Here is a 25,020-nt window from a genome sequence, read left to right as displayed (position 1 = left end):
TCCTACTTGAAGTATTACTGAATGAAATACCCCGGTCCGGATGCTTCCCTCCGGCCGGGGGTGCGTGGCAGGGTCGCCCCAACGCCTCACGCAGGGGGTTTTCTCGTGCTGGACCAGGTCATGGAGACCGAGCTCGCACCGCTGTCGCTGCTGGAGAAGGCCGCGAAAGTGCTGGGCGCCTTCGAGGGGCCGCAGCCGCGGCTGTCGCTCACCGAAGTCGTGCGCCGCTCCGGAATCCCGCGCTCCTCCGCCCATCGGATCCTCGACCAGCTGGTGCAGTTGCGCTGGCTGGACCGCGAGGGCCGGGACTACCGCATGGGCATGCGCATGCTGGAGCTCGGCGCGCTCGCCTCCCACCACAACCGGCTGCGCCGGGCCGCCCTGCCGCTGCTGCACGCACTGCACGAGCAGACGGGCCGGGTGGTGCACCTGTCGGTGCTCGACGGGGCCGAGGTGGTGTTCCTGGAGCGGATCGGCGGCTCGGAGGCCACCGCGGTGCCCTCGCGGGTCGGCGGCCGGATGCCCGCGTACTGCACGGCCACCGGCAAGGCGATCCTGGCGTTCAGCGATCCGGCCGTCGTGGAGCACGTCCTCGCGCAGGGGCTGCGGCCGCGCACCGCCCGCACGCTGGTGCGGCCGCTCGCGCTGCGTTCGGAGCTGGCGGCGGTCCGCGAGCGCGGGGTCGCCTTCGACCGGGAGGAGAGCTTCCGGGGCATCTCCTGCGTGGCCGCGCCGCTGCGGGGCGCCGGGCGGGCCGTGGCGGCGGTCTCGGTGTCCTCGGGCCGGGGCGACCGGGAGCCGGCCCGGCTGGCACCGGCGGTACTGGCCTGCGCGCGGGCGGTGTGGCGGGAGCTGTACGGGCCGGGCCGGCCGGGGCGGGCCGCCGCCTCCGCGCCGGCCCGGGATCCGGAGCCGGCCGTCTCCTCGCAGGCGATGGACAACATGATGGGGTGGCTGCGGTTCAGCGAGTGGATGTAGTGGGTAGTGGTACTCCATCGCACGAAAGAAGGTTCGGGCCCGACCCCTCGCCAGGGGGCCGGGCCCGCGCCCGTTGCGCGGCGCGCGCCGGTCAGTCCGCGTCGTAGCTGACGCGGACCCGGTCGCCGAGGGCCAGTGCCTGGCAGGCCAGGACGTAGCCGTCGGCCAGGTCCTCGGGGGCCAGGACCTCGTTGCGGACCATGGTGACCCCGCCCTCTAGCACCCGGCAGCAGCAGGCGCTGCAGGCGCCTTCGCGGCAGGAGTACGGAGCGGGGACGCCCGCGGCGAGCAGGGAGTCCAGGAGCGGGGTCCCGGCCGGCCAGGCCACGGTGTGCACGGTCCCGTCGAGCTCCACCTCGGCGGTGGCGCCGCCCCGGCCGGCGGGGGCCGAGGGGGGCGCCGCGGCGGCGGGGGCCTGGGCGAAGACGTCCCCGCCCAGGGAGAAGTACCGCTCGCGGTGGACGGAGCCGGCCGGGGCGCCGGCCGCGCGCAGGGCCGTCGCGGCCGCGTCCATCAGCGGGGCCGGGCCGCAGAGGTAGGCCTCGCGGTGTGCGTACGGGGCCACGAGCGGGCCCAGGCGCGCGGCGGTCGGCAGCCCCCGGAGGGACTCCAGCCAGTGCAGGACCGTGAGCCGGCCGGGATGCTCCCCGGCCAGCGCCCGCAGCTCGTCGCGGAAGATCACCGAGTCGGGGTCGCGGTTGGCGTACACCAGCGCGACCCGGCCCCGGCCGGCGGCGAGGGCGGACTTGGCGATGGAGAGCACCGGGGTGATCCCGCTGCCGCCGGCCACGAGCAGCAGGTCCCGGTCCAGGTCGGGCGGGGTGAAGGTACCGGCGGGCGGCAGGATGTCGAGCGCGTCGCCGACGGCCACGCTCCCGCAGAGCCAGCCGGAGCCCGCGCCTCCGGGGACCCGTTTGACGGTGATCCGCAGCGGGTCGCCGGTGTGCGGGGAGCCGGCCAGGGAGTAGCAGCGGGCCGCGCCGCCCGCCCCGCTCGATGAGGGAAGCCGCACGGTGAGGAACTGGCCGGGGCGGTACGGGAGATGCGCGTCGAGGATGAGGGAGACCGCGTCGGGGGTCTCCTGGATCCGGTGCGTGACGCGGACCGCCAGCGCGCCCGGGGCCCCGGACGGGAGCCCGGACGGGAGCCCAGGGGCGGGGGCGAGGCCTTTTGTTTCAGGCAGAAGCCGGCATACGAGGTAATGCGTGGTCTCGAGGGGTCGGAGATCAGTATAAGAGACAGACCTCGGCCACCGCCGTCACAGCCGTCCGAGGCACCAGATCCCGAGGGCCAGCGACACCCCGCCGGCGAGCACCGCCAGCGGTACGGCCACGACGGGGCGCACGCCCTCGGCCACCTGCGCGCCGCGGCGGGCGCGCGCGCCCGTCCAAGCCAGCAGAGCGGCCCCGAACAGCAGGAACACGATCGCCGCGAAGACCGCCGGACCGTTTTCCACGCCGTTCCCCTTTTGCCCCCGGGCCGCTCTCGGGATCCCCCCGGATCCCGCTGTCCCGGAGACTTTCAGCCGAGGGGATACACCGGGCGAACCCCGGGTTACATCCTGGTTCCGACTGCCCGGCCTACTCCTCCGCGTCCGCCACGGGCTCCAGGAATCCCTGCTCCACGAGCACCCGGATCGACTCCGGAGTCCGGTCCCGCAGGACCACCGGGTCCTCTTCCACCAGCTGGGCGATGGCGTCCAGGATCCGCCCCGCGCTCAGTGATCCGTCACACACCCCGGCGAAGCCGGCGCCGACCGTGTCGACCTTGGTGGCGCGCCGCATCCCGCGGTTCTGCCGGAGCACGACGTGTTCCGGATCCTCCGCGCCGGGGGCTCCGACCTGCTCCTGGACGACCTCCGCGGTCAGCCGGAAGTAGCCCGCCAGCAGGGCGGCGTCGTCGTGGTCGCGGAGGTAGTCCTGCCGGGCGAAGTGCGCCAGGACGGTCTCCCCGAGCGGCTGTTCCACCGAATGCGGCCACTCCTCGACCACGACCGAGGGCTCGGCCGCGTCGCTGCGGCGCAGCGTGATCCAGCCGAAGCCGACCGCCTTGGTCTTGCGGGCCTCGAACTCGTCCAGCCAGTCCTCGTACCGCCGCTCGTACTCGGCGGGTTCGGTGCGGTGGTCGCCGGCGTCGCGCAGCCACAGCTCCGCGTACTGCGTGACGTCCTGCACGTCGCGCTGCACGATCCAGGCGTCGCAACCGCGCGGCACCCATCCCCGTACCCGCTCGTGCCAGTCCTCGCCGTCCACGTGCTGCCAGTTGCCGAGGAACTGCGCGTAGCCGCCGGGGTTGAGCCGGGCGCCGGCTTCCTGGACCAGGGTCCGGCACAGGTCGTCGCCGCCCATCCCGCCGTCCCGGTACGTCAGCCTGGCCCCGGGGGAGATCACGAACGGCGGATTCGAGACGATCAGGTCGTACGTGGCCCCGCCGACGGGCTCGAACAGTGATCCGGCGAGCAGTTCCGCTTCCGGTGCCCCGGAGAGCGCCAGCGTCAACCGGGTGAATTCCAGGGCCCGGGGGTTGACGTCGGTCGCCGTGACCCGGGTGGCGTGCTGTGCGGCGTGCAGCGCCTGGATCCCGGAGCCGGCGCCGACGTCGAGGGCCGAGCCGACCGGGATGCGGACGGTGATCCCGGCCAGGGTCGTAGAGGCCCCGCCGACGCCGAGGACCACGCCCTCCTCGCGGCTGCCGATGCCCCCGGCCCCGCCGACGGCGCAGCCGAGGTCGGAGACGACGAACCAGTCCTCGCCCTCCGGACCGCCGTACGGGCGTACGTCCACGGTGGCGTGGACCTCGTCGCCCTCCCGGCGCAGCCAGCCGTCGGCCAGCGCCGCGTCGACGGGAAGCGCCGCCGCGGCGTGCACGTACGGAACGGGCTGCCGCAGCAGGAACAGCCGGACCAGGCTCGCGAGCGGCTCGTCGCCGCGGCTGCGCGTGGCGCGCAGGGCGGGGACCGTCTCGCTGCGGGCGAGCGCCGCGTACGCCGGGGCGCCGAGCATGTCGAGCAGCCCGTCGGCGGTGAACCCCGCGGCGAGCAGCGCGGAACGGAGCTCGGCGGCGCGGTCGGACGAGGGGAGGCGGGCGGGCAGACCGGAGGGAAGGCTGGTGGTACTCACCCGCCCATTGTGGCCGCTGCCGCCGGCATTCCCCTGCGCCCCACGGCCTTCGGCGTGGGCGCCCGTCCGCACCGAAGGCCACCACCGGGGCGTACGGGCCCGGGCCGCTCCCCGACCGCGCGCAGCTCCGTACGGCACATCGCGGCGCAATCACGGGTCCGTGCGGGGTCCGTACGGGACCGGCGGGGATTCGTACGGGACCGGCGGGGTCCGTACGGGACCGGCGGGGATTCGTACGGGACCGGCGGGGCTGAGTGGGGCTTCGTGGCGCCCCCGAACACGCAGGAGCGGCCGGAGTCCCGAAGGACCCCGGCCGCTCCTGCTCTTCGCGCGGTGCCGCCGCCAACCCGGCGGGCCGGCTCAGGACTTCGCGGGCGCCGGCGTGGTCACCTGGCAGCCCTTCTGGCTGTTCATCGCCTTGTCCAGACCGCCCGACTTGAGCTGGTCGAGCGCTTCCTTGCCGCCCTTGGTGGCTTCATCCAGACCGCTGGCCACGTCCTTGAGGCCCTCGGCGAACTTGCCCTGGTCCTTCGCGTCGAGGGCGTCCATCTTCGTCTTCAGCGCGGTGTAGCCCTGCGCCGTCGACTCGAACCCCATGACCGCGGCGGCCTGGGTCTTCTCGCCGTCCTTGACCGGCGGAACACCCGCGCCCGTGAGGGCCGTACCCATCGCCTTGTACGACTCCGACATGGTCCCGAAGGCCGCCGAGTCGGTCGACTGGACCTCCTCGGGCTTGCTGCTCTCGGTCGCCACCCGCTTGATGTCGGCGTTGGCCTGCTCGATCTTCTTGAGCTCGGGCTGCCAGCTGTCGCAGACCTTCTTGGCCCAGGCGTCGGTCTTCTTGTCGCCGTCGTCCCCGCCGCAGCCCGACAGGACGAGCATCAGCACGGCACCGCCCGACACCGCGGCCGCAAGCTTCTTGTTCACCGGATTGGTCCCTTCGAAGGCTCTCGGCCCGGAAGATACACGCCCGCCATCCGGTAAACGCAAAGGCGGACGGACGGCGCGTCAGTCCGCGCCGCCTGTCCGCCATTCGGGCGTACGATCGAGTCGTCGCGCCCCGAGTCTCCGTCAGAAGACCGGGAGCCCTGGACCCGACCGGATCCCGGGACTCAGGAGGAGTCCGGGACTCGCGAGGAGTCCGGGACTCAGCCGGAGACCGGAACTCAGCCGGAGACCGCCGCCGCCGGGTCCGACGGCTGGGCCACCCGCTCCGCGGGCACGCTCCCGCCCTCGCCCTCTCCCTCGTCGCCGACCGCGATGCCGCGGCGCTTGGAGACGTACACGGCGCCGACGATGACGCCGATCGCGAGGATCGCGACGATCGCCCGCACGGTGGGGTTGGCGTCCGCGCCGTAGCTGAACTGCACGACGGCCGGGGCGATCAGCAGTGCCACCAGGTTCATGACCTTGAGCAGCGGGTTGATGGCCGGGCCGGCGGTGTCCTTGAAGGGGTCGCCGACCGTGTCGCCGATGACGACCGCCTCGTGGGCGGCACTGCCCTTGCCGCCGTGGTGCCCGTCCTCGACGAGCTTCTTCGCGTTGTCCCACGCGCCACCGGAGTTGGCGAGGAAGACCGCCATCAGGGTGCCGGTGCCGATGGCTCCGGCCAGGAAGGACCCGAGCGCGCCGACGCCGAGCGAGAACCCGACGGCGATCGGCGTGAGGACGGCGAGCAGGCCGGGCGTGGCCAGTTCGCGCAGCGCGTCCTTGGTGCAGATGTCCACGACGCGCCCGTACTCGGGCTTCTCGGTGTAGTCCATGATCCCGGGGTGCTCCCGGAACTGGCGGCGCACCTCGTAGACGACGGCGCCGGCCGAACGGGCCACGGCGTTGATGGCGAGGCCGGAGAACAGGAACACGACGGCCGCGCCCAGGATCAGCCCGACCAGGTTGTTGGGCTGGGCGATGTCCAGGCTGAGGTTCATCTCGTTCGCCTTGGCGCCGACTTCCTTGACCGCGTTGGCGATGGCGTCGTTGTACGAGCCGAAGAGCGCGGCCGCGGCGAGCACGGCGGTGGCGATGGCGATGCCCTTGGTGATGGCCTTGGTGGTGTTGCCCACCGCGTCCAGGTCCGTCAGCACCTGCGCGCCGGCGCCCTCGACGTCGCCGGACATCTCCGCGATGCCCTGGGCGTTGTCGGAGACCGGCCCGAAGGTGTCCATGGCGACGATGACGCCGACCGTGGTGAGCAGGCCGGTGCCGGCCAGGGCCACCGCGAAGAGCGCCAGCATGATCGAGGTGCCGCCGAGCAGGAACGCCCCGTAGACGCCGAGGCCGATGAGCAGCGCCGTGTAGACGGCGGACTCCAGGCCGACGGAGATGCCGGCGAGGATGACGGTCGCCGCGCCGGTCATGGAGGACTTGCCGATGTCCCGGACGGGACGGCGGTTGGTCTCCGTGAAGTAGCCGGTGAGCTGCTGGATCAGGGCCGCGAGCACGATGCCGATGGCGACGGCGACGAGCGCGAGGATCCGCGGGTCGCCGGCGTGGGCGAGGATCGCGGCGTCGTCGACGCCGACGAGCTCCTTGTAGGTGCCCGGCAGGTAGGCGTAGACGGCGATCCCGACGAGCACCAGCGAGATGACGGCGGAGATGAAGAAGCCGCGGTTGATGGCGGTCATTCCGCTGCGGTCGGTACGGCGCGGGGAGACCGCGAAGATGCCGATCATCGCGGTGACGACCCCGATGGCGGGGACGATCAGCGGGAAGGCCAGGCCCAGGTCGCCGAAGGCGGCCTTGCCGAGGATGAGGGCCGCCACGAGGGTGACGGCGTAGGACTCGAAGAGGTCGGCGGCCATTCCCGCGCAGTCTCCGACGTTGTCGCCCACGTTGTCGGCGATGGTCGCGGCATTGCGCGGGTCGTCCTCCGGAATGCCCTGCTCGACCTTGCCGACCAGGTCGGCGCCGACGTCGGCGGCCTTGGTGAAGATGCCGCCGCCCACGCGCATGAACATCGCGATCAGGGCGGCTCCGAGTCCGAAGCCCTCCAGGACCTTGGGCGCGTCGGCGGCGTAGACCAGGACGACGCACGAGGCGCCGAGCAGGCCGAGGCCGACGGTGAACATGCCCACCACGCCGCCGGTGCGGAACGCGATCCGCATGGCCTTGTGGGAGACCTCGGTCAGGTCCTTGGCGGGCTCCCCCTCGGCGGGGGTGGCCTCGCGCGCCGCGGCGGCGACACGGACGTTGGCCCGGACCGCGAGTCGCATGCCGATGTAGCCGGTGGCGGCGGAGAAGAGCGCGCCGACGAGGAAGAAGGCGGAACGTCCCGCCCGCTGCGACCAGTCGTCGGCGGGGAGCAGGAAGAGCAGGAGGAACACGACGACGGCGAAGACGCCGAGCGTGCGCAACTGCCGGCCGAGGTAGGCGTTGGCGCCTTCCTGGATGGCGGCCGCGATCTCCTTCATGGCATCGGTTCCCTCGTCGGCGGCGAGGACCTGGCGGACCAGGATCTGCGCGACGACGAGTGCGGCGATGGCGACGGCCGCGATGACGATCACGATGAGCCGGTTGTCATCGGTGAGTACTGCGGATGCCAGGTCAGTGGTGCGACCGGGCGCGATAGGGGTGAAGAGCCCCGTCATTCGTCCTCCTTGACGCGATGAGCTCAAGATGTGGACGGATTGTAGGGAGCGCGACCCGATCAAAACAGTACGCAGGAAACGGAATTGGCCTGCACTTGCTCCTCACCAATAGATCCGGTCACTCCATTACCCTCGAAAGTAGTAATGGGGCAAAGGCATTGACGCGCCGTCGTCGATCTAGGAAATCTCCGGCGCGGGGTCGGGATATCGATCTACGAACACACAAAAGGCCCTGCTCGGCAGGGCCTCGAATAAGATCAAAAAAGGGGCTGAAGGGGATCGAAAAAGGATCAGCAGAAGATCAGAAGAAGATCGGAAGATACGCCGGCACGCGCGGGAAACACTCCCGGGACCCACCGGACCCGGACCTCACCGGCTTGGCGGCACCCATCCGCTCTCCCGTCGGCAGACGGCCCCGCCGGCGGACTCGGTCCGGGGGCTGCGGAGCGCTGTGGAGCACCGCTCCGGTCGCTCCCGGCCACGCGGTGGCTCCGGGGTACCCGGACAGGGCCGACGGGGCCGCCAAGGGCACCCGGCGGGGCCGGAAGGGCCACTCGGCGGGGCTGGCAGAGCTACTCGGCGGACCTGAGAGGCCCCTCGGCGGGACCTGCGGGGCCCGCGGGCCGCTACGGCAGCTCCGAGGTCCCCAGGACGGGCCAGCGCATCCGGATGGTCCCGCCCGATTCCCCGCTGATCACCTCGACGTCATCGACCAGGCCGCTGATCACGGCGAGGCCCATCTCGTCCTCGCCCTCGATGTCGGGGTCCAGGACGGCCTCGATTCCGGACACGCCGGTGGACGGACCGCCGGCCGGTCCGGGCACTTCGTCGCCGACCTCGATGGAGAACACCTTCTCCTCCTCGGTCAGCACCACCCGGACGGGCGCGGTCAGCCCGTTGCTGCGGTGCAGTCCGACGGCACGCGAACAGGCCTCGCCCACGGCGAGGCGGACCTCGTCGAGGACGGCTTCCTCCACGCCGGCCCGGCGCGCCACGGCGGCCGCGACCAAGCGGGCCGTCCGGACGTGTTCGGGCTGGGCGCTGAAGCGCAGTTCAACGGTGGCCATGCGCGTCCCCCTCGGACTACGGGCGTGCCTTACAGGGGCCCGGGCCGCCTGTGGCCCGGTACCCCCCGCTGCTCATCGGCCGTTTCGCCGCCGAGAGTCGTCAGTCGGTGGCGTTGACAGCCTCTTCCACCGAGTTGTGGATCGGAAACACCTTGGTCAGACCGGTGATTCGGAAGATCTTCAGGATGCGCTCCTGGTTGCAGACCAGACGCAGCGAGCCCTCGTGCGCGCGGACGCGCTTGAGGCCTCCCACGAGCACACCAAGCCCGGTGGAGTCGAGGAAGTCCACTCGCTCCATGTCGACAACCAAGTGGTAGCTGCCGTCGTTCACCAACTCGACCAACTGCTCGCGCAGCTTGGGCGCGGTATACACATCAATCTCGCCACCGACCTCCACGACCGTACGGTCGCCGACAGTGCGAGTCGACAGGGACAGGTCCACGGATCCTCCAGCACCTTGCTATCGAGCGGCGCCCCCCAGGGGCCTCCCCACCCGGAGGTGGACGAGGGATTGGCTGCCGCGATGGCATTCAATCACTTACCGGCAGGCGCGCACGACGCCTTGGGACCATTGTCCCGCACGCCGGTGACACACTCGCTTCCAATGGCCAACACTCACCGTCCCGGTCCGCCCACGGCACCCGAGGACGTACGACCCACCCCCGGCACGGTCCTGGACCGGCTGTCACGGGGGCCTTCCCGGGCTGCGCGCATCACCCATACGGAGCACTTGCCCCCTCGGGAGGGTCGTCATGCGGTCTGGCCGGACCGCATCCGAACGGATGTCGTAGCCGCCATCCAGGCCGCCGGCATCGAGCACCCGTGGGAACACCAGGCCGCGGCGGCCGAACACGCGCTCGACGGGGAGTCCGTGGTCGTCGCCACGGGCACCGCGTCGGGCAAGTCCCTGGCCTACCTCGCGCCCGTGCTCTCCGCCCTCGTGGACGGCTCGGAAGCCCCCAACGGGCGGGGTGCGACCGCCCTGTACCTGGCCCCGACGAAGGCGCTGGCCGCCGACCAGCGGCGCGCCGTACGGGAGCTGGCCGGACCGCTCGGCAACGCCGTGCGCCCGGCCGTGTACGACGGCGACACCCCCTTCGAGGAACGCGAGTGGGTCCGCCAGTACGCCAACTACGTGCTCACCAACCCCGACATGCTCCACCGGGGTATCCTCCCGGCCCACCCGCGCTGGGCCTCCTTCCTGCGGTCCCTGCGCTACGTCGTGATCGACGAGTGCCACACCTACCGGGGCGTATTCGGCTCCCACGTGGCCCAGGTCCTGCGCCGGCTGCGGCGGCTGTGCGCCCGCTACGGCTCCGATCCCGTCTTCCTGCTGGCCTCCGCCACCGCCAGCGACCCGGCGGCCGCGGCGTCCCGGCTGACGGGTCTGCCGGTGGTGGAGGTGGCCGACGACGCCTCCCCGCGCGGCGAGGTCGTCTTCGCCCTGTGGGAGCCGCCCCTGACCGACCTGAAGGGCGAGAGGGGCGCACCCGTACGCCGTACGGCGACCGCGGAGACCGCCGAACTCCTGACCGACCTGGTCGTGCAGGGCGTCCGCACGGTCGCCTTCGTCCGCTCCCGGCGCGGCGCCGAGCTGATCGCGGTGATCGCCCAGGAGCGGCTCGCCTCCGTGGACCGCTCGCTGCCCGGGCGGGTCGCGGCCTACCGGGGCGGCTACCTGCCCGAGGAGCGCCGGGCCCTGGAGCGGGCCCTGCACTCCGGTGAGCTGCTGGGCCTGGCCGCCACGACCGCCCTGGAACTGGGCGTGGACGTCTCCGGCCTCGACGCCGTGCTGATCACCGGCTACCCGGGCACCCGTGCCTCCCTCTGGCAGCAGGCCGGCCGCGCCGGACGCTCCGGCCAGGGCGCCCTGGCCGTGCTGATCGCCCGCGACGACCCGCTGGACACCTACCTCGTCCACCACCCGGAGGCCTTGTTCCGCCAGCCGGTGGAGGCCACGGTCCTGGATCCCGACAACCCGTACGTCCTGGCCCCGCACCTGTGCGCCGCCGCGGCCGAGCTGCCCCTGACGGAGGCCGACCTCGCCCTCTTCGGCCCGGCGGCGGCCGAGCTCCTCCCCCAGCTGGAGGCGGCCAAGCTGCTGCGCCGGCGGGCCACGGCCTGGCACTGGACCCGCCGGGAGCGGGCCTGCGACCTCACCGACATCCGGGGCGGCGGCGGCCGTCCCGTCCAGATCGTCGAAGCCGCCACGGGCCGGCTGCTCGGCACGGTCGACGAGCCCGCCTCGCACGCAGCCGTCCACGACGGGGCCGTCCACCTGCACCAGGGCCGCACGTACCTCGTGAAGCACCTGGACCTGGAGGACTCGGTCGCCCTCGTCGAGGAAGCGAATCCGCCCTTCTCCACCACCGCCCGCGACACCACCGCCATCTCCGTCCTGGAGACCGAGAGGGAGATCGCCTGGGGCAGCGGACGGCTCTGCTTCGGCTCCGTCGAGGTCACCAACCAGGTCGTCTCCTACCTGCGCCGCAAACTGATCACCGGCGAGGTGCTCGGCGAGGCCAAGCTGGACCTGCCGCCCCGCACCCTGCGCACCCGGGCCGTGTGGTGGACGGTCACCGAGGACCAGCTCGACGAGGCCCGGATCAACCCGGAGATCCTCGGCGGCGCCCTGCACGCCGCCGAGCACGCCTCCATCGGCCTGCTCCCGCTCTTCGCCACCTGCGACCGCTGGGACATCGGCGGGGTCTCCGTCCCGCTGCATCCCGACACCCTCCTCCCGACGGTCTTCGTCTACGACGGCCACCCCGGCGGCGCCGGCTTCGCGGAGCGCGCCTTCCACACGGCCCGCGCCTGGCTGACGGCGACCCGCGACGCGATCGCCGCCTGCGAGTGCGAGGCGGGCTGCCCGTCCTGCATCCAGTCCCCCAAGTGCGGCAACGGCAACGACCCCCTCCACAAGCGCGGCGCCCTCCGCCTCCTCACCCGCCTCCTCGCCGAGGCCCCGGAGGCGGCCCCTGAGGCCCCGGAGGCGGCGGAGGCCGGGCCGCAGGGACCCGAGGCACCGGAGGCCGGCCCGGAGGCTCCCGAGGAGGCCCCTGAGGCCCCCGAAACCTGAGTGCACCGCGGGTTCGCGCACCGGCCCCGCGAATGGCTGGTTCTCGACCCTGCCGACGGCCTGCTCCCGGCGGGGCGGCCCGGCACCCGCTCGGGCCCGGCCTCCGGGAGCCGGGCCGCTGCCCCTCCGCGGGCCCCCGCCCGGCCGGCCGCCGGCTCACCGGGGCTCCTCCGCCAGCGGCGGACCGGCGCGGGAGCGCAGCGCCGGGGCGAAGGGCCCCGTCGGGGCTCGGGCCGTGACCTCCACGACCTCGCCCGTCACCACGCATCCGGTGACCCCCGCGGCCTGCGCCTCCGCCACCCGTACCGCTGTGGCGCAGGCCGCCTCCGGACCGTGGGCCCAGGTCGCCGCCGCGGCGAGGGCGGCCAGGTCGGCGGCCGCGGCGGCACGGTGCCGGGCCACCACCGCCTGCCCCAGCAGGAGCACCCCGCCGAACACCGCCACCAGCACGGTCGCCACGACGACGCCCCACACCGTGGCCGCCCCCCGGTCCCGGTCCCGGTCCCGCACCCGGTCCCGGTCCCGCACCCGGTCCCGGTCCCGCACCCGGGCCGGGGTCGGGGTCCCGGCTGGCTCCTATACACAGCTGACGCTCCCGACGATCATCCCGGGGGGCCTGAGGCGGGAAGATCGGCGGGGTGGCGGACGTTTTGAACTCCAGCGCTCCGGACCGCCGGAGCCCGCGAGCAGGGGGACCCCGCGATGACCACCCGTCACATCGACTTCGAGCGGCTGCACAACTTCCGCGACCTCGGGGGCTACCGCACGGCCGACGGCGCCACCGTCGCGTGGGGCGCCCTGTACCGCGCGGACTCGCTCGGCAAGCTCGCCGGCGCCGACTGGGACCGCTTCCTGGACCTCGGCGTCCGCACCGTCATCGACCTGCGCTACCCGTGGGAGGCGGACGCGAAGGGCCGCATCCCGGAGCCCGAACGGTTCACGTACGCCAACCTGAGCATCGAGCACCGGCCCTACGACCAGGCGGAGATCGATCCGGACCTCGACCCGTGGCGGTTCCTCGCGGACCGGTTCGCGGAGGTCGCCGAGGACGGCGCGGCCGAGATCCGCCAGGCGATCGAACTGCTCGCCGAGGGCCCCGGCCCGGCCGTCTTCCACTGCACCTCGGGCAAGGACCGCACCGGCCTGATCGCCGCGCTCGTCCTGACCCTCCTCGGCGTGGACGAGGAGCAGATCCTCGCGGACTTCGCCCTGACCGAGCTGGCCACGGACCGCCTGAAGGCCGACTGGCACACCGCGCACCCGGGCCGCACCATGCGCTGGCCGGCGTACGGCCGCGCGCCCGCCGAGATCCTGCGCCTGACCCTCGCGGACCTCGGAGCCCGCCACGGCTCGGTCGAGGCCTACCTCACCGAGGCGGTCGGCATCACGGCCCCCACGAGGGCCGCCCTGCGCACCCGCTTCCTGACGGCCTGACGGCCTGACCGCCTGGCCGCCTGGCCGCCCTGTCTCCTGGCCGCCTGACGGCCTGGCCGCCTGGTCTCCCGGCGGGTCAGCGCTCGCGGCTGCCGTGGAGCACCGCCCGGGACCAGGAGGTCAGTTGGCGCAGCATGCCCTCCGTGCGCGGGCGGGCGGCCGGCACGAAGGGCAGCACGAGCAGCGCCGGAAGGAACGCGAGGGTGACCAGGGTCAGGGGGACCAGCGCGAAGAGGACGATGAGCGCCCGCTGGAGCCGGCGTACGGAGTGGGCGAGACCCGGGGGGACGGACATCTGGAGGTTCCTCTCGTCGGTCGGTGTGACAGGTCCGAGAGTCCGCGCCGCGGGATACTTGCGACAGCGGTCAAGAGTTGCCGGAACGGCGGCAACGGAGCGGGGGCCTTCATGGACGATCTGCCCGGCCGAAGCCGGAACTCCTCGGAGGTCGAGCGGGGCGCGGCGCCCGAAGTTGTCACGCTCGGCAAGACGTTGACAGGCCTGTTCAACGGGCTGGGCGTGACGCAGAAGGTCTACGGAGTCCGCGTCGGCCTCGACAACACGACGGTCTCCCGCTACTTGGGCGGCAACCGGGTGCCGCCCAAGCCCTTCATCGAGCAGCTCGTGCGCGAGGTGGAGGGCGAGTTGGGCCTCCCCCTCCAGGAGAGCGCCAAGGAGACCGTCCACCAGCAGTACCTCGCCGCGCTCAAGGTGACGAGCAGGAGCGGCGAGTACGAGCTCGCGGTCATGCGCGACGAACTGGAGCTCGCCAAACGGGAGGTCGCGCGGGAGCGCCGCACCGTCGAGTCCCTGCACCTGCTCCTCGACAGCAAGGAGGAAGAGGCGCAGGGGCTGAAGGTGGACGTACAGCGCCTCGCTCTGGACTGGGCGCGGGAACGCTCCACCACGCAGAGCGCCGCCGCCGGCTTGAGGAAGGCCTACGAGGATTCGGCCGGGCAGGCGGACTCCTTGATGGAGCAGATCAGGGAGCTGAAGGCCCAGCTCGGGGAGGCCGAGGCCAGGCGGGAGACGGCGGAGGGGCGCAGCGCGTCCTTGCGGGAAGAGGTCCGCCACCTGGAGGGCCTGCTTGCGGAGCGGGTGGCGGAGCGGGTGGCGGGGCCGGTTGCGGGGCCGGCGTCGCTCGAGGAACTGAAGGCGGAGTTCGCGGCCGGCGAAGGCCGCCCGGCGGTGGAACTGGCACGCCAGTTGACCGACGCGGCGTGGAGTCGGCCGGTGGCCGAAGTGATCGAGATCTACTCCTGGCTGCGGACGACCCGCACCCCGCACCAAGTGGCCCAGTTCTGCGGTGATGTGGCCCGCCTGCGGGATCTCGACGAGAGCGTCGACTTCCTCGCGGCCACCTGTCCGGAGGCTTCCAGGCAGACGGTCGCGAGCATGGTGGAGGTGATCGCTTCCCGGATCGACCCCGGCAACGTCAGTCGGGTGTGCGGCCGGTTGGGGGACGTCCGTACCGGGTGGTCCGCCGTGGCCGCGGACTCGGTGATGAGCACCTTCGGCACCCCCGCCCTCCGTCCGCGGATCCCGCAGTCGGAATACGTCTCGCTCCTCACCGCGATACGGCCCGAGGACCGGTATCCGCGGCCGACGTCCACGGGGATGCGCCTGGACTCCCTCGGGGCGGGCCAGGACCCCGGCAGAACCCCGAAAGCCCTGCTGGACGTGGCCGCGGCGGGCTGGGAAGAGCTGGCGCTCACCGCGCTGGCCGTCCTCGTCAGCCGCAGGGGAGCCCGCGGGACCGCTCGCCTCCTGGACGAGATCGGTGTTCCGCAGGCCGGGCACTTGATCCGTTTCGCCGCGGCCGCGAGGCACGAACCGATTCGCCTCCCGCAGGCACCCGTCGTTTCCGTCGCGGCCCTGTTGGCCGACGCCCTGTTCTCGGGCAGCACGATTTCGCCCTGGTTCTTCCGGCTCCACGACGCCCTCGGCGACAGCGGCAACCTGGATCAGCTCAAGCATTCGGAGATCATCACGGTGCGCAAACTCGCGACGGAGCCGTAGGGCGTCAGCGGGCCCGCTCGACCCGTCGTTCGACCCACACCGGTTCGGTCGTCTCGCGGAGGAGGCCGTCCGAGCCGAAGACCAGGAAGCGGTCGAAGGAGCGGGCGAACCAGCGGTCGTGGGTCACGGCCACGACCGTGCCGTCGTACGCCTCGAGGCCCTCCTGGAGGGCCTCCGCGCTCTCCAGGTCGAGGTTGTCCGTCGGCTCGTCCAGCAGCAGCGCGGTCGTCCCCGCCAGCTCCAGGAGCAGGATCTGGAAGCGGGCCTGCTGGCCGCCCGAGAGCCGGTCGAAGCGCTGCTCCGCCTGCCCGGTGAGCTCGTACCGGCGCAGGACGGACATCGCGGCGCCGCGGTCCTGGGACTGCTCGTTCCACAGGATGTCCAGGAGGGTGCGCCCCTCCAGCTCGGGGTGGGCGTGGGTCTGCGCGAAGTGGCCGGGGACGACCCGCGCGCCGAGCTGCCACTTCCCGGTGTGCGCGACCTCCTCGCCGGCGAGGAGCCGCAGGAAGTGCGATTTCCCGGAGCCGTTGGAGCCGAGCACGGCGACCCGCTCCCCGTAACTGACCTCCAGGTCGAAGGGCTTCATCAGCCCGGTCAGCTCCAGGCCCTTGCAGGTGACCGCCCGCACCCCGGTGCGCCCGCCGCGCAGCCGCATCCGGATGTCCTGCGCCTTCGGGGGCTGCGGCGGCGGCCCGGCCTCCTCGAACTTGCGCAGCCGGGTCTGCGCGGCCGCGTACCGCGAGGCCATGTCGTGGCTGACGGACGCCGCCTGCTGGAGCGTGGCCACCAGCTTCTTCAGCTGGGCGTGCTTCTCGTTCCAGCGCCGGCGCAGCTCCTCGAAGCGGGCGAACCGCTCCGTACGCGCCTGGTGGTACGTGCCGAAGCCGCCGCCGTGGACCCAGACGTCGGCGCCGCCCGGGCCCGGTTCGACGCTGACGATCTTCTCGGCGACGCGGGCGAGGAGTTCGCGGTCGTGGGAGACGAACAGCACCGTCTTGCGGGTCTGGCGGATCTGCTCTTCGAGCCAGCGCTTGCCGGGCACGTCGAGGTAGTTGTCGGGCTCGTCGAGCAGCAGCACCTCGTACGGTCCGCGCAGCAGCGCCTCCAGGATCAGGCGCTTCTGCTCGCCGCCGGACAGGGTGCGCGCGAGCCGCCATTGCGCCTTCTCGTACGGGATCCCGAGCGCGGCCATGGTGCACATGTCCCAGACGGTCTCCGCCTCGTACCCCTGCACCTCGGCCCAGTCGGCGAGCGACTGGGCGTACCGCATCTGCGCGGCCTCGTCGTCGACCGTCATGACCCGCTCCTCCGCGGCGTCGACGGCCCGCCCGGCTTCCCGGATGCGGGCCGGGGCGACGGCCAGGAGGAGGTCGCGGACCGTGCGCTCGTCGCGGACGCTGCCGACGAACTGGGGCATGACGCCGAGTCCGCCGCTGACGGCGACCGTGCCGCCGTGCGGCTGGAGTTCGCCGGCGATCAGGCGCAGGAGCGTCGTCTTGCCGGCGCCGTTGGGCCCGACGAGGGCCATGGCGGCCCCTTCGGGCACACGGAACGAGACATCGCCCAGCAGTGCCCGACCGTCCGTCAGATAATACTCAAGATGCGCAGCTTCAAGATGCCCCATGATCGGGAATTCTCGGCGATCCGGGCTCTCGCGCGCAACACATTTTCCCGGCGGGGTTTTTGCGAAACCAGCCACATCCAGACAAGGAATCGGCCATTCCCGGCCGTCTTGACCGATGCGGCATAGACGCTCATTCCGGCCACTCGCTAACATCCAGGTGCCGGAGCACATTCACTCCGGACAACGCGGCAACATCAATTTCCACAAGAAATGAGGAACCGTGGAGAAGGCCAAGAAGACCGAAACCGTCACCCCCGAACTCACCCCGAAGCCCGTCCAGGAGCAGGACCGCGTGAGTGCGCGGGAGAGCATCGAGCTGCGCGTCACCGACCTGAGCAGCCCCGCGATGGTCGCGGGGCTCGCCCGCCGTTGTTGATCCGCCACGCGTGACGAAATAGCCCGGAGCGAGGAACACAAGGGCTGTTTTGTCACCACATCCTCCCCGTGGAACACCCTCCACGGGGAGGACGTCGCTTCCGGCCCGGTCTCATGAGGAGGGACACGCGTGGCGCCCATACCGGTCACCCCCCTGCGGACGCTGGACGCCCAGGCCGCCGCCGACCTGGGTGACATCGACGGGCCGGTGGTCATCCGCGGCCTGCACGCACCGTGGCGCGCGCGGGGGCTGTGGACCACGGAGTTCTTCCGCCGGGAGTACGGCCCGACGCCCGTGCCGGTCCGGAATTACCCCGCCGGTTCGGAATACGACTACACGCTCGCCCACACCACGCTCGGGGATTTCCTGGACTACTGGGAGAACACCCCGGCCGACACCGCACTCGTCAGGGACCGGCAATACCTCGCCGAATGGAATTTCGTCCGCGACTGCCCGGGGCTCCTCGACGACTTCGACATTCCGGAGATCTTCTCCGAGGACTGCATCGAGAGGCTTCCGGAGCAAGTGCGCTTCGGCCGGATGTGGTTGTTCTTCGGCGAGCCCGGATGCTCCACCGGACTGCACCGCGACACCTTCTCCACCAGCGCCTGGCTGGCGGTCCTCAGCGGCAGCAAGACCCTGCGGCTGGTGACCCCGGAAGCCGGCGGGAAGCTGCGGCCCGGGGACGGCCTGTGGTCGGCGGCCTCGTACGACGAGGTGCTCCGGCCGGCCGGCGCGGTCGTCCACGAGGTCACGCTCCGGGCCGGGGACACGCTCTACATCCCCGGCGACTGGTACCACGAGGTCCGCAATCCGGAGCGCAACCTCATGCTGACCGCCAACTTCGTCGAGGAGCGCCGGCTCCTGTCCTTCCTCTCCCAGTTCGAGACGCGGCTCATCGAGCCCATCTCCGTCCTGCGCCGGGCCCGCAACGCGCAGGTGCGCACGTGGGCGGAGCGCGAGGAGAAGACCCCGCCGACCGAGCTCGACGACGAGGCGTTCCGCGCCCGCGAGGCCGCCTGGGTTCGCGGGATGACCGCCGAACTCGAGGAGTACGGGCGGGCGCTGGCCCGGTGGGGCGCGGAGCGGCCGGACGGCCCGGAGCACGAGGCGCCGTCCGATGCCGGCTGACCGGGCCGGGGGCGCGGGCGCGTACGAGGCTGGGGGCGCGGCCGCGTACGGCGCCGGTAGCGCGGCCGCGCACGAGGCTGAGGGCGAGGGCGAGGGCGCGTACGACGTCGAGACCGTCGTCGCGTTCGACTCCATGCCGTCCACGCCGGAACAGCCCGACTGGAGCGACCACAGCGGACTGCAGCTGGCCGCGCTCACGACCCGCCCCCTCCTCGCCCACCGCGACGGCGTTCCCGCGCTGATCGGTGCCCGCTCCCTGGACTCCTCCCCGGACGGGCGCCGGCACGAGTTCGCCGTCCGCCCCGGCGCCCGCTGGGCGGACGGCAGCCGGCTCACCGCCGCCGACTACGCGAAGGCCCTGCGCCGCGCCGCGTCCTCGCACACCGCCACCGGCTACTGGCTGCGCCACGTCGAGCGCGTGCACGCCCGCGGGGACCGCCTCCGGGTGACCCTGGCCGAACCGGACTTCGGGTTCCCGCTGATGACCTCGCTGCCCGCGCTCGCCCCGTACCGCGGTACGGGCGACGGCGTCGGCCGGTACCGCATCGCCCGGGCGACGTCCCGCACGATCGTCCTCGACCGCGCCGGCCACCGCGCCGAAGGCGCCGCGCGCGTGCTCGTCCGCAGGATCAAGAGCCCCGAGCGGGGCATCGCGGCCTTCGCCGAAGGCCGGATCGACGTCACCTCCGACACCGCCTTCCCCCTGCACCGGTACCCGCAGTACGCGGCCCACCCCGCCCTGCGGATCCGGCCGCTCGGCATCATCGTCGCGCTGTGCTTCGAGGGCGCCCTGCTCGGCCCGGGCGCGGACACCGCACGGCAGGCGATCCGCCGCGCCCTGGCGGCGCCCGGAGCCGGGGCCCTGCTGCCGGCCCCGCTGCTCGCGCGCGACGGCTTCCTGCCGGTGCGGGACTTCGACGGGGCCTTCCGCGGGGCGGCGGAGCGCGAGGCCGTCCCCGCCGGCCGGATCGCGCGGCCCGCGCCCGGCCCCCGCCACCGGCTCGCGTACGACACGTACTACCCGAACCGGGAGCTCGCCCGGGCCGCCGCCCGGCTCCTGGGGCGGGCGGGCATCGCGGTGGAACTCGTACCCGACCGGTACGAGGCCCGGTCCCGCCCGGCCGACCTGCGCCTCAACCTCTTCCGCGGGCTGCGCCAGGACCCGCTCGGGGTCCACCGGGGGCTGGTGTTCCTGGAGGCACTGCGTACGCACGCGTCGCTGGAGTCCTACCTGAAGGTGCTGCGGCGCTACGACACCTCCCCGCAGACCTCGGAGACGCTGGAGGAAGCCGTCGGGGAACTCGACGCCATCCTGCTGGACAACGCCCTGTGCCTCCCGCTCGCGGAGGTGCCCGGGATCTTCCTCGCGCGCCGGGCGCGGGCGCCCTGGGAGTGGACGTGACCGGGGACGGGGGCGCGAGCGGGGACGAGGGCGTATACGGGGACGGGGACGTGAACGGGACCGGGGAAGCGCCACTCCTCGACCGGCTGCGGCGGCGCTTCCCCGCCGGGGTCATGCTCCGCGCGAACACCACGATCGCCGCCGGGGAAGCCGGGGAACTGCTGGTGATCGGGGAGAACGGCTTCGGCATCGACGGCGCGGACGACGGCTTGCGGGAGCTGGCGGGACGGCTCGCCGGTGGCCTGGCCTGGCCCGACGGCCGCGGCGCCCTCAGCCCCCGGCAGCTGGCGCTGCTGGAGGTGTTCGAGGCGCGCGGCATGCTCGTACCCCTGCCCCGCGCCGGATCGGCCGACCAGTACACCAAGCAGCGGCACTGGCTGGCGCACTTCGACCCGCGGCCCGAGGACGCGATGGAGCGGATCGCCCGCCACCGGGCGGTCGTCGTGGGCTGCGGCGGAACGGGGTCCATCGTCGCCACCCACCTGTGCGCGATGGGCGTGCGGGACCTCCTGCTCGTCGACCACGACCGGGTCGAGATCACCAACTTCAACCGGCAGTTCAGCTACCGGCGCCGCGACCTCGGCCGGCCCAAGACCGAGGCCCTGCGGGACTTCCTGCGGGAGCGGTACCCGGACGCCGAGATCTCGGCGTCGCAGGTCTTCGTCGACGAGGACACCGTGGGCGGACTCGGCGGGGCCGGCGGGGCCGGCGGGCCTGGTGGGACCGGCGACCCCGGCGGGCCCGGAAGCCGTGGGTCGTGGACGCTGTTCTGCTGCGCGGACCGGCCCGTGGGCACGCTGGCGCTGCTGCTGGCCGCGCACGCCCGCGCGCACGGCGGCGCGGTGATCTTCGCGGCCGCGGGGCTCGAGGAAGCGGCCGTGGGGCCGCTGCTGCTACCGGAAGCGGACGCCGCCCACCGGGAGTTCGCACGGGAGATGGCGGAACTGGGCGCCTTCGCCCGCACCACGCTCGCCGACCCGGTGATGAGCGCCTCGATCGCCCCGGTGAACACCGTGACGGCGGCCTGGATGGTCGGCGAGTGGACGAACGGCGTGATCCTGAGCCGCGCCACCCGCGCTTCGAACGCGCGGTTCGTCGTGGACCTCGGAAACTCAACTACGCGCGAGGAGAGGACATGGGGATGACGAACTCCCCCGGCCCGCGGGCGGTCACCATCGCGGTACGGCACGCACGCGAGGGCGGGCCCCTGTCGAAACGGGCCTGGGCCCTGCGCGAGGCCTTCGGCGTGGAGAGCGCCGAGGAGACCGTCAGCCTCGCCCCGGTCTCCGTCTCCCTCGACGGCATCACCCTGGTCACCGGCTTCAGCGGAACCGGGAAGTCGAGCGTGCTGCGGGAGCTGTCCCGCCTCGCGAAGGTCCGTACGGTGGCCGACCTGCCGCCCCACGGCCCCACGGACCGCGTCATCGACCTCTTCGACGGCGAGGTCGGGGCGACCGTGTCCTGGCTGGGACGGTTCGGCCTGGGCGAGCCCCGGCTGATGATGTCGCGGCCGGAGCACCTCTCCGACGGACAGCGGCACCGGCTCACCCTGGCCCGGCTGGCCCGTACGGGCGGCGGTGACGGCAGCGAGGGCGGCGGAGGCGAGGGCGGTGACGGCTTCGACCTGATCGTGGTGGACGAGTTCTGCTCCAACCTGGACCGCACCACCGCCAAGGTCATCGCCCACAACTTCCAGCGGGTCTGCCGCTCCCTGCGGTTGAACGCCGTCGTCGCGACCGCCCACGACGACCTGCACGAGTTCCTCTCCCCGGACGAACACCTCCGGCTCGACTTCGACGGCACGGCCCGCAAGACGGTGGGCGCGTACGTGCCGGGGCGGCGCATCGAGCGGTGGATCGGCGAGGAGTTCGCGGAGTCCGCGGGAGACCGCGCCGACTACGAGCAGCTGGCCGACTACCACTACCGCGTCGAGGACGAGCGGTGGATCGACTGGGAGAACCTCGTCACCGAGGTGCGCACCATCCGCGTCGGCGGCACGCTCGCCGCGGTCAAGGTCTTCTGCCGGCCCTTCCCCCGCGAGTTCGAGGCGCTGGAGACGCTCCGCCGGATCAACGGGTCCGTCCTGCTGCAGGAGCGGGTCATCGTGCACCCCGCCTTCCGGGGGCTCTCGCTGAACGCGCGCATGTGGCCGGAGTCGGGGTCGGAGTCGGGGTCGGGGTCGTCCGGTGTGCCGCCGGCCGAGCCGGAACGCAAGACCGTCTTCGCGCAGTCCGCCCTGGGCCGGCTCTTCCCCTTCCACCTGCGGGCCGGCTACCGCGCTGTCGAGCATCCTTCCGAGACCCCGGCCCGGGAGCAGATCGACCTGGCGGCCGCGCTGCGCCGGCACGACCCCGGCATCAACGCCAACTCGACGCGGGCGATCGCCGCACTGCTCACCGCCCTTCCCGAGGAGGGCCTTTCGGAGATCCGGGAGCTGGCCTCCGCCGCGTTCGTCATCGCCACGCGCCGGCAGATCGTGTTCCTGGCGGAGCTGGCCGGGCTCGAAGCGCGGGAAGCGGACCTGGACTTCGTGGGCCGCGCCTCGCTGGAGGCCGCGCGGACCGCGGACCCCGCATCGCTGGCCGTCCTGGTCGAGACGGCGACCCCGTTCCGCATGGCCGGCTTCATCCGGCACTGGTCCCCCGAGCACGGATGGCGCGTCACCACGAATGGAACCCATGACGACGAGGCCACGCCCGCCGATCCCGCGACCGCCCCGGTCGCCGCTGCCGGCCGCTGACCGGCCGTTCGGCGTGGACGCCGCCGCGACGGCCGGGATCGCCGACCTGCTCGAGGAGGTACGGGCCGCCACGGGCATCCGCATCGACCTCTTCGCCGAGCGCGTGCTCGGGGACGAGTTCTTCCTGCTCGACGACGCACCCGTGCGCGAGGAGTCGTACCGGCAGGCCGGCTTCTCCGTGAGCATCCGGTACCGCGGGAGCACGGGCCACGCGGCCGTCAACAGCCTCTCCCGGGAGGGGTTCCTGCTCGGCCTCGAAGCCGCCGCCGCGCGGGCGGAGGCGGGGGCGGACCGGGCAACGGTCCGGCCGTGACGTCGGCCCCCGGACCGTCCCCGGACCGTCCCCGGACCGCCCGGCCGGGCGTCCCCGCGGTCGGAGTCACGCCGGCCGATCCTGCACAATCGGCGGATGAGCGATGCAGACCCCTACCTCTGGCTCGAAGACGTATCCGGCGAGGCCGCCCTCGACTGGGTCCGCGAGCGCAACGCCGAGACGGTGGCCGCGCTGGCGGCCGACCCCGGTTTCAAGGTGCTGGAGTCAGGGATCCGCGAGGCCCTCGACGACGACGGCAGGATCCCCTACGCGCGCCGCCGCGGCCGCCACCTCTACAACTTCTGGCAGGACGCCGACCACGTGCGCGGCCTGTGGCGTCGCACCACGCTGGAGGAGTACCGCAAGGAGCGGCCCGACTGGGAGCCGCTCCTGGACCTGGACGCGCTCGCCGCCGCCGAGGGAGAGAAGTGGGCCTGGGCGGGCAGCGCGGTCCTGGCTCCCGATCACCGCCACGCCCTGGTCATGCTCTCGCGGGACGGCGCGGACGCCTGCGTGGTGCGCGAGTTCGACCTGGAGGCGCTGGAGTTCGTCGAGGACGGGTTCCAGGTCGAGGAGGCCAGGACCCGGATCGGCTGGATCGACCGGGACCGGGTCTGGATCGGCACGGACTTCGGCCCCGGCTCGATGTCCCCGTCCGGCTACCCCCTCCAGGCGCGCCGCTGGCACCGCGGCACCCCCCTGGCCGAGGCCGAAACGGTCTACGAGGGCCGGCCGACGGACGTGAACGCCTCCGCGTGGCACGACGACACTCCGGGCTTCGAACGGGACTTCGTCCACCGGCAGATCGACTTCTGGACGCAGGAGCTGTTCCTCCTCCCCGAGGCGGGGACCGGCGCCGAGCCCCCGAAGGCCGCCGAACCCCTGAAGATCGAGGTGCCGGACGACGCCAGCGCCTCCGTGCACCGCGAGTGGCTGATCGTCGCCCCGAAGTCCCCGTGGCTCGGCCACGACGCGGGCAGTCTGCTCGCCTTCGACTTCGAGGCGTTCCTGGCGGGGGAGCGGGAGGCGGCGGTGCTGTTCGCCCCGGACGCGCACACCGCCCTCGCCGGCTGGAGCTGGACCCGCCACCACCTGATCCTCACCACCAGCGCCGACGTCTCCTCGCGGATGGAGATCCTGACCCCCGGCGCGGGCCCCGACGGCTGGGAGCGCGCGCCGCTGGCCGGCCTGCCCCCGCTGTCCACGGCCTCCGTCACCGGCACCGACCCGGACGTGGGCGACGAGTTCTTCCTGAACGTCGCGGGCTTCCTCCAGCCGTCCACCCTCTACCGGGGGACGGCGCCGGCCGGCGCCGACGAGAGCGTGAAGCAGGGCCCGGCCCTCTTCGACACCGCCGGGCTCACCGTCCGCCAGCACTTCGCGACCTCCGCGGACGGCACGAAGGTGCCGTACTTCCTCGTCGGACCCGAGGACCGCCCCGGCCCCGGGCCCACCCTGCTCTACGGGTACGGGGGCTTCGAGATCTCCATGGTCCCGGGCTACAGCGCGGTCACCGGCCGCGCCTGGCTCGCGCGCGGCGGCACCTACGTCGTCGCGGGCATCCGGGGCGGCCACGAGTACGGGCCGGACTGGCACAAGGCGGCCCTCGGCGCGAACCGGGTCCGGGCCTACGAGGACTTCGCGGCCGTGGCCCGGGACCTCGTCGCCCGGGAGGTCACCACGCCCGCGCAGCTGGGCATCGAGGGCGGCAGCAACGGCGGGCTGCTCATGGGCGCGATGCTCACCCGCGACCCGGAGCTGTTCGGCGCGGTCGTCGCGCACGTGCCGCTGATGGACATGCTCCGCTTCCACAAGCTGCTCGCCGGAGCCAGCTGGATCGCCGAGTACGGGGACCCCGACAGCCCGGCCGACCGGCCCCACCTGGAGGGGATCTCCCCGTACCACCAGATCCGGACGGACGGGCCCGCGTACCCGCCGCTGCTCCTGCTGACCTCGACCCGCGACGACCGCGTCCACCCCGGCCACGCCCGCAAGATGGCGGCCCGGCTGCGGGAGCTCGGGCACCCGGTGCTGTTCCACGAGCACCTCGGCGGCGGCCACGCGGGCGCCACCGACCACGGGCAGACCGCCTTCAACGAGGCGCTCGTCCACACCTTCCTGTGGGAGCGGCTGACCCCGAAGAGGTGAGCGTG

General features: G+C 73.0%; 21 protein-coding genes. 11 read left to right on the top strand and 10 right to left on the bottom strand.

Features of this window, described 5'->3' with window-relative positions:
- The first annotated feature begins 105 nt into the window (after nt 1-105).
- Nucleotides 106-978 (top strand): IclR family transcriptional regulator, encoded by an 873-nt coding sequence (locus DRB96_RS33775; RefSeq protein WP_239516452.1) that lies wholly within the window; start codon nt 106-108, stop codon nt 976-978.
- A 91-nt stretch (nt 979-1,069) separates the two neighbouring features.
- Here the strand turns inward: DRB96_RS33775 and DRB96_RS33770 are convergent, their stop codons facing one another.
- The 7 genes from DRB96_RS33770 to bldG form a co-directional block, all read right to left on the bottom strand.
- Nucleotides 1,070-2,035, bottom strand: a complete 966-nt coding sequence (locus DRB96_RS33770; RefSeq protein ID WP_275432090.1) for a ferredoxin--NADP reductase — start codon at nt 2,033-2,035, stop codon at nt 1,070-1,072.
- A 201-nt stretch (nt 2,036-2,236) separates the two neighbouring features.
- Nucleotides 2,237-2,434, bottom strand: coding sequence for a hypothetical protein (locus DRB96_RS33765; protein WP_112451869.1), 198 nt, complete (start codon nt 2,432-2,434; stop codon nt 2,237-2,239).
- 124 nt (nt 2,435-2,558) lie between these two features.
- The gene (locus tag DRB96_RS33760; RefSeq protein ID WP_204357877.1) at nt 2,559-4,097 is read right to left on the bottom strand and encodes a methyltransferase; all 1,539 of its coding nucleotides are present in this window, start codon (nt 4,095-4,097) and stop codon (nt 2,559-2,561) included.
- Nucleotides 4,098-4,457: 360 nt separating this feature from the next.
- Complete coding sequence (locus tag DRB96_RS33755) at nt 4,458-5,024, bottom strand: small secreted protein (protein ID WP_112451868.1); 567 nt, start codon at nt 5,022-5,024, stop codon at nt 4,458-4,460.
- A gap of 239 nt (nt 5,025-5,263) precedes the next feature.
- Nucleotides 5,264-7,684 (bottom strand): sodium-translocating pyrophosphatase, encoded by a 2,421-nt coding sequence (locus tag DRB96_RS33750; RefSeq protein WP_112451867.1) that lies wholly within the window; start codon nt 7,682-7,684, stop codon nt 5,264-5,266.
- A gap of 626 nt (nt 7,685-8,310) precedes the next feature.
- Nucleotides 8,311-8,751 carry an ATP-binding protein gene (locus tag DRB96_RS33745; RefSeq protein WP_112451866.1) on the bottom strand — a complete coding sequence of 147 codons (441 nt, stop codon included), beginning with the start codon at nt 8,749-8,751 and terminating at the stop codon, nt 8,311-8,313.
- Between the two features lie 100 nt (nt 8,752-8,851).
- Complete coding sequence (gene bldG / locus DRB96_RS33740; RefSeq protein ID WP_112451865.1) at nt 8,852-9,193, bottom strand: anti-sigma factor antagonist BldG; 342 nt, start codon at nt 9,191-9,193, stop codon at nt 8,852-8,854.
- Nucleotides 9,194-9,274: 81 nt separating this feature from the next.
- On the opposite strand from bldG, the gene DRB96_RS33735 reads away from it, so the two are divergent.
- A complete protein-coding gene (locus DRB96_RS33735; protein ID WP_239516450.1) occupies nt 9,275-11,830 on the top strand; it encodes a DEAD/DEAH box helicase in 2,556 nt (851 codons plus the stop codon).
- Nucleotides 11,831-11,986: 156 nt separating this feature from the next.
- On the opposite strand, the gene DRB96_RS33730 is transcribed toward DRB96_RS33735, so the two are convergent.
- A complete protein-coding gene (locus tag DRB96_RS33730) occupies nt 11,987-12,376 on the bottom strand; it encodes an Rv3654c family TadE-like protein (protein ID WP_112451863.1) in 390 nt (129 codons plus the stop codon).
- A gap of 156 nt (nt 12,377-12,532) precedes the next feature.
- On the opposite strand from DRB96_RS33730, the gene DRB96_RS33725 reads away from it, so the two are divergent.
- Nucleotides 12,533-13,264 (top strand): tyrosine-protein phosphatase, encoded by a 732-nt coding sequence (locus DRB96_RS33725; RefSeq protein ID WP_112451862.1) that lies wholly within the window; start codon nt 12,533-12,535, stop codon nt 13,262-13,264.
- A gap of 76 nt (nt 13,265-13,340) precedes the next feature.
- On the opposite strand, the gene DRB96_RS33720 is transcribed toward DRB96_RS33725, so the two are convergent.
- Nucleotides 13,341-13,559, bottom strand: a complete 219-nt coding sequence (locus DRB96_RS33720; RefSeq protein WP_112451861.1) for a hypothetical protein — start codon at nt 13,557-13,559, stop codon at nt 13,341-13,343.
- A gap of 111 nt (nt 13,560-13,670) precedes the next feature.
- Here DRB96_RS33720 and DRB96_RS33715 point away from each other — a divergent pair, with 111 nt between their 5' ends.
- Nucleotides 13,671-15,281, top strand: coding sequence for a hypothetical protein (locus tag DRB96_RS33715; RefSeq protein ID WP_112451860.1), 1,611 nt, complete (start codon nt 13,671-13,673; stop codon nt 15,279-15,281).
- Between the two features lie 4 nt (nt 15,282-15,285).
- Here the strand turns inward: DRB96_RS33715 and DRB96_RS33710 are convergent, their stop codons facing one another.
- Nucleotides 15,286-16,905: an ATP-binding cassette domain-containing protein gene (locus tag DRB96_RS33710; protein WP_112451859.1), complete on the bottom strand. Its 1,620-nt coding sequence runs from the start codon at nt 16,903-16,905 to the stop codon at nt 15,286-15,288.
- Between the two features lie 220 nt (nt 16,906-17,125).
- Between DRB96_RS33710 and DRB96_RS43350 the strand changes: the two genes are divergently transcribed.
- The 7 genes from DRB96_RS43350 (at nt 17,126) to DRB96_RS33680 (ending at nt 25,015) form a co-directional block, all read left to right on the top strand.
- The gene (locus tag DRB96_RS43350; protein WP_162688505.1) at nt 17,126-17,281 is read left to right on the top strand and encodes a hypothetical protein; all 156 of its coding nucleotides are present in this window, start codon (nt 17,126-17,128) and stop codon (nt 17,279-17,281) included.
- A 129-nt stretch (nt 17,282-17,410) separates the two neighbouring features.
- Nucleotides 17,411-18,412: a cupin-like domain-containing protein gene (locus DRB96_RS33705; RefSeq protein WP_112451858.1), complete on the top strand. Its 1,002-nt coding sequence runs from the start codon at nt 17,411-17,413 to the stop codon at nt 18,410-18,412.
- Nucleotides 18,402-19,814, top strand: coding sequence for an ABC transporter substrate-binding protein (locus tag DRB96_RS33700; RefSeq protein WP_112451857.1), 1,413 nt, complete (start codon nt 18,402-18,404; stop codon nt 19,812-19,814). The genes DRB96_RS33705 and DRB96_RS33700 overlap by 11 nt, the downstream gene beginning before the upstream one ends.
- Nucleotides 19,811-20,959, top strand: a complete 1,149-nt coding sequence (locus tag DRB96_RS33695; protein WP_162688504.1) for a ThiF family adenylyltransferase — start codon at nt 19,811-19,813, stop codon at nt 20,957-20,959. Before DRB96_RS33700 ends, DRB96_RS33695 begins: the two co-directional genes overlap by 4 nt.
- Nucleotides 20,950-22,554 (top strand): hypothetical protein, encoded by a 1,605-nt coding sequence (locus DRB96_RS33690; RefSeq protein ID WP_112451855.1) that lies wholly within the window; start codon nt 20,950-20,952, stop codon nt 22,552-22,554. Before DRB96_RS33695 ends, DRB96_RS33690 begins: the two co-directional genes overlap by 10 nt.
- A gap of 13 nt (nt 22,555-22,567) precedes the next feature.
- On the top strand, nt 22,568-22,867 hold the full coding sequence (locus DRB96_RS33685; RefSeq protein WP_112451854.1) for a hypothetical protein: 300 nt from the start codon (nt 22,568-22,570) through the stop codon (nt 22,865-22,867).
- Between the two features lie 96 nt (nt 22,868-22,963).
- Entirely contained in the window at nt 22,964-25,015 is a 2,052-nt protein-coding gene (locus DRB96_RS33680; protein WP_112451853.1) for a prolyl oligopeptidase family serine peptidase, read from the top strand.
- Nucleotides 25,016-25,020 lie beyond the last annotated feature (5 nt).

It is taken from the genome of Streptomyces sp. ICC1 (assembly GCF_003287935.1).
Classification (GTDB): domain Bacteria; phylum Actinomycetota; class Actinomycetes; order Streptomycetales; family Streptomycetaceae; genus Streptomyces; species Streptomyces tritrimontium.
Note: the sequence above shows the minus strand (reverse complement) of the source record. Positions and strands in the feature narration are given on the sequence as shown.

What these genes read in the sequence shown, in the direction of transcription:
- DRB96_RS33750 (WP_112451867.1), bottom strand. Translation starts at nt 7,684, where the DNA reads ATGACGGGGCTCTTCACCCCTATCGCGCCCGGTCGCACCACTGACCTG.
- DRB96_RS33745 (WP_112451866.1), bottom strand. Translation starts at nt 8,751, where the DNA reads ATGGCCACCGTTGAACTGCGCTTCAGCGCCCAGCCCGAACACGTCCGG.
- DRB96_RS33735 (WP_239516450.1), top strand. Translation starts at nt 9,275, where the DNA reads ATGGCATTCAATCACTTACCGGCAGGCGCGCACGACGCCTTGGGACCA.
- DRB96_RS33725 (WP_112451862.1), top strand. Translation starts at nt 12,533, where the DNA reads ATGACCACCCGTCACATCGACTTCGAGCGGCTGCACAACTTCCGCGAC.
- DRB96_RS33720 (WP_112451861.1), bottom strand. Translation starts at nt 13,559, where the DNA reads ATGTCCGTCCCCCCGGGTCTCGCCCACTCCGTACGCCGGCTCCAGCGG.
- DRB96_RS33715 (WP_112451860.1), top strand. Translation starts at nt 13,671, where the DNA reads ATGGACGATCTGCCCGGCCGAAGCCGGAACTCCTCGGAGGTCGAGCGG.
- DRB96_RS33710 (WP_112451859.1), bottom strand. Translation starts at nt 16,905, where the DNA reads ATGGGGCATCTTGAAGCTGCGCATCTTGAGTATTATCTGACGGACGGT.
- DRB96_RS33700 (WP_112451857.1), top strand. Translation starts at nt 18,402, where the DNA reads ATGCCGGCTGACCGGGCCGGGGGCGCGGGCGCGTACGAGGCTGGGGGC.
- DRB96_RS33690 (WP_112451855.1), top strand. Translation starts at nt 20,950, where the DNA reads ATGGGGATGACGAACTCCCCCGGCCCGCGGGCGGTCACCATCGCGGTA.
- DRB96_RS33680 (WP_112451853.1), top strand. Translation starts at nt 22,964, where the DNA reads ATGAGCGATGCAGACCCCTACCTCTGGCTCGAAGACGTATCCGGCGAG.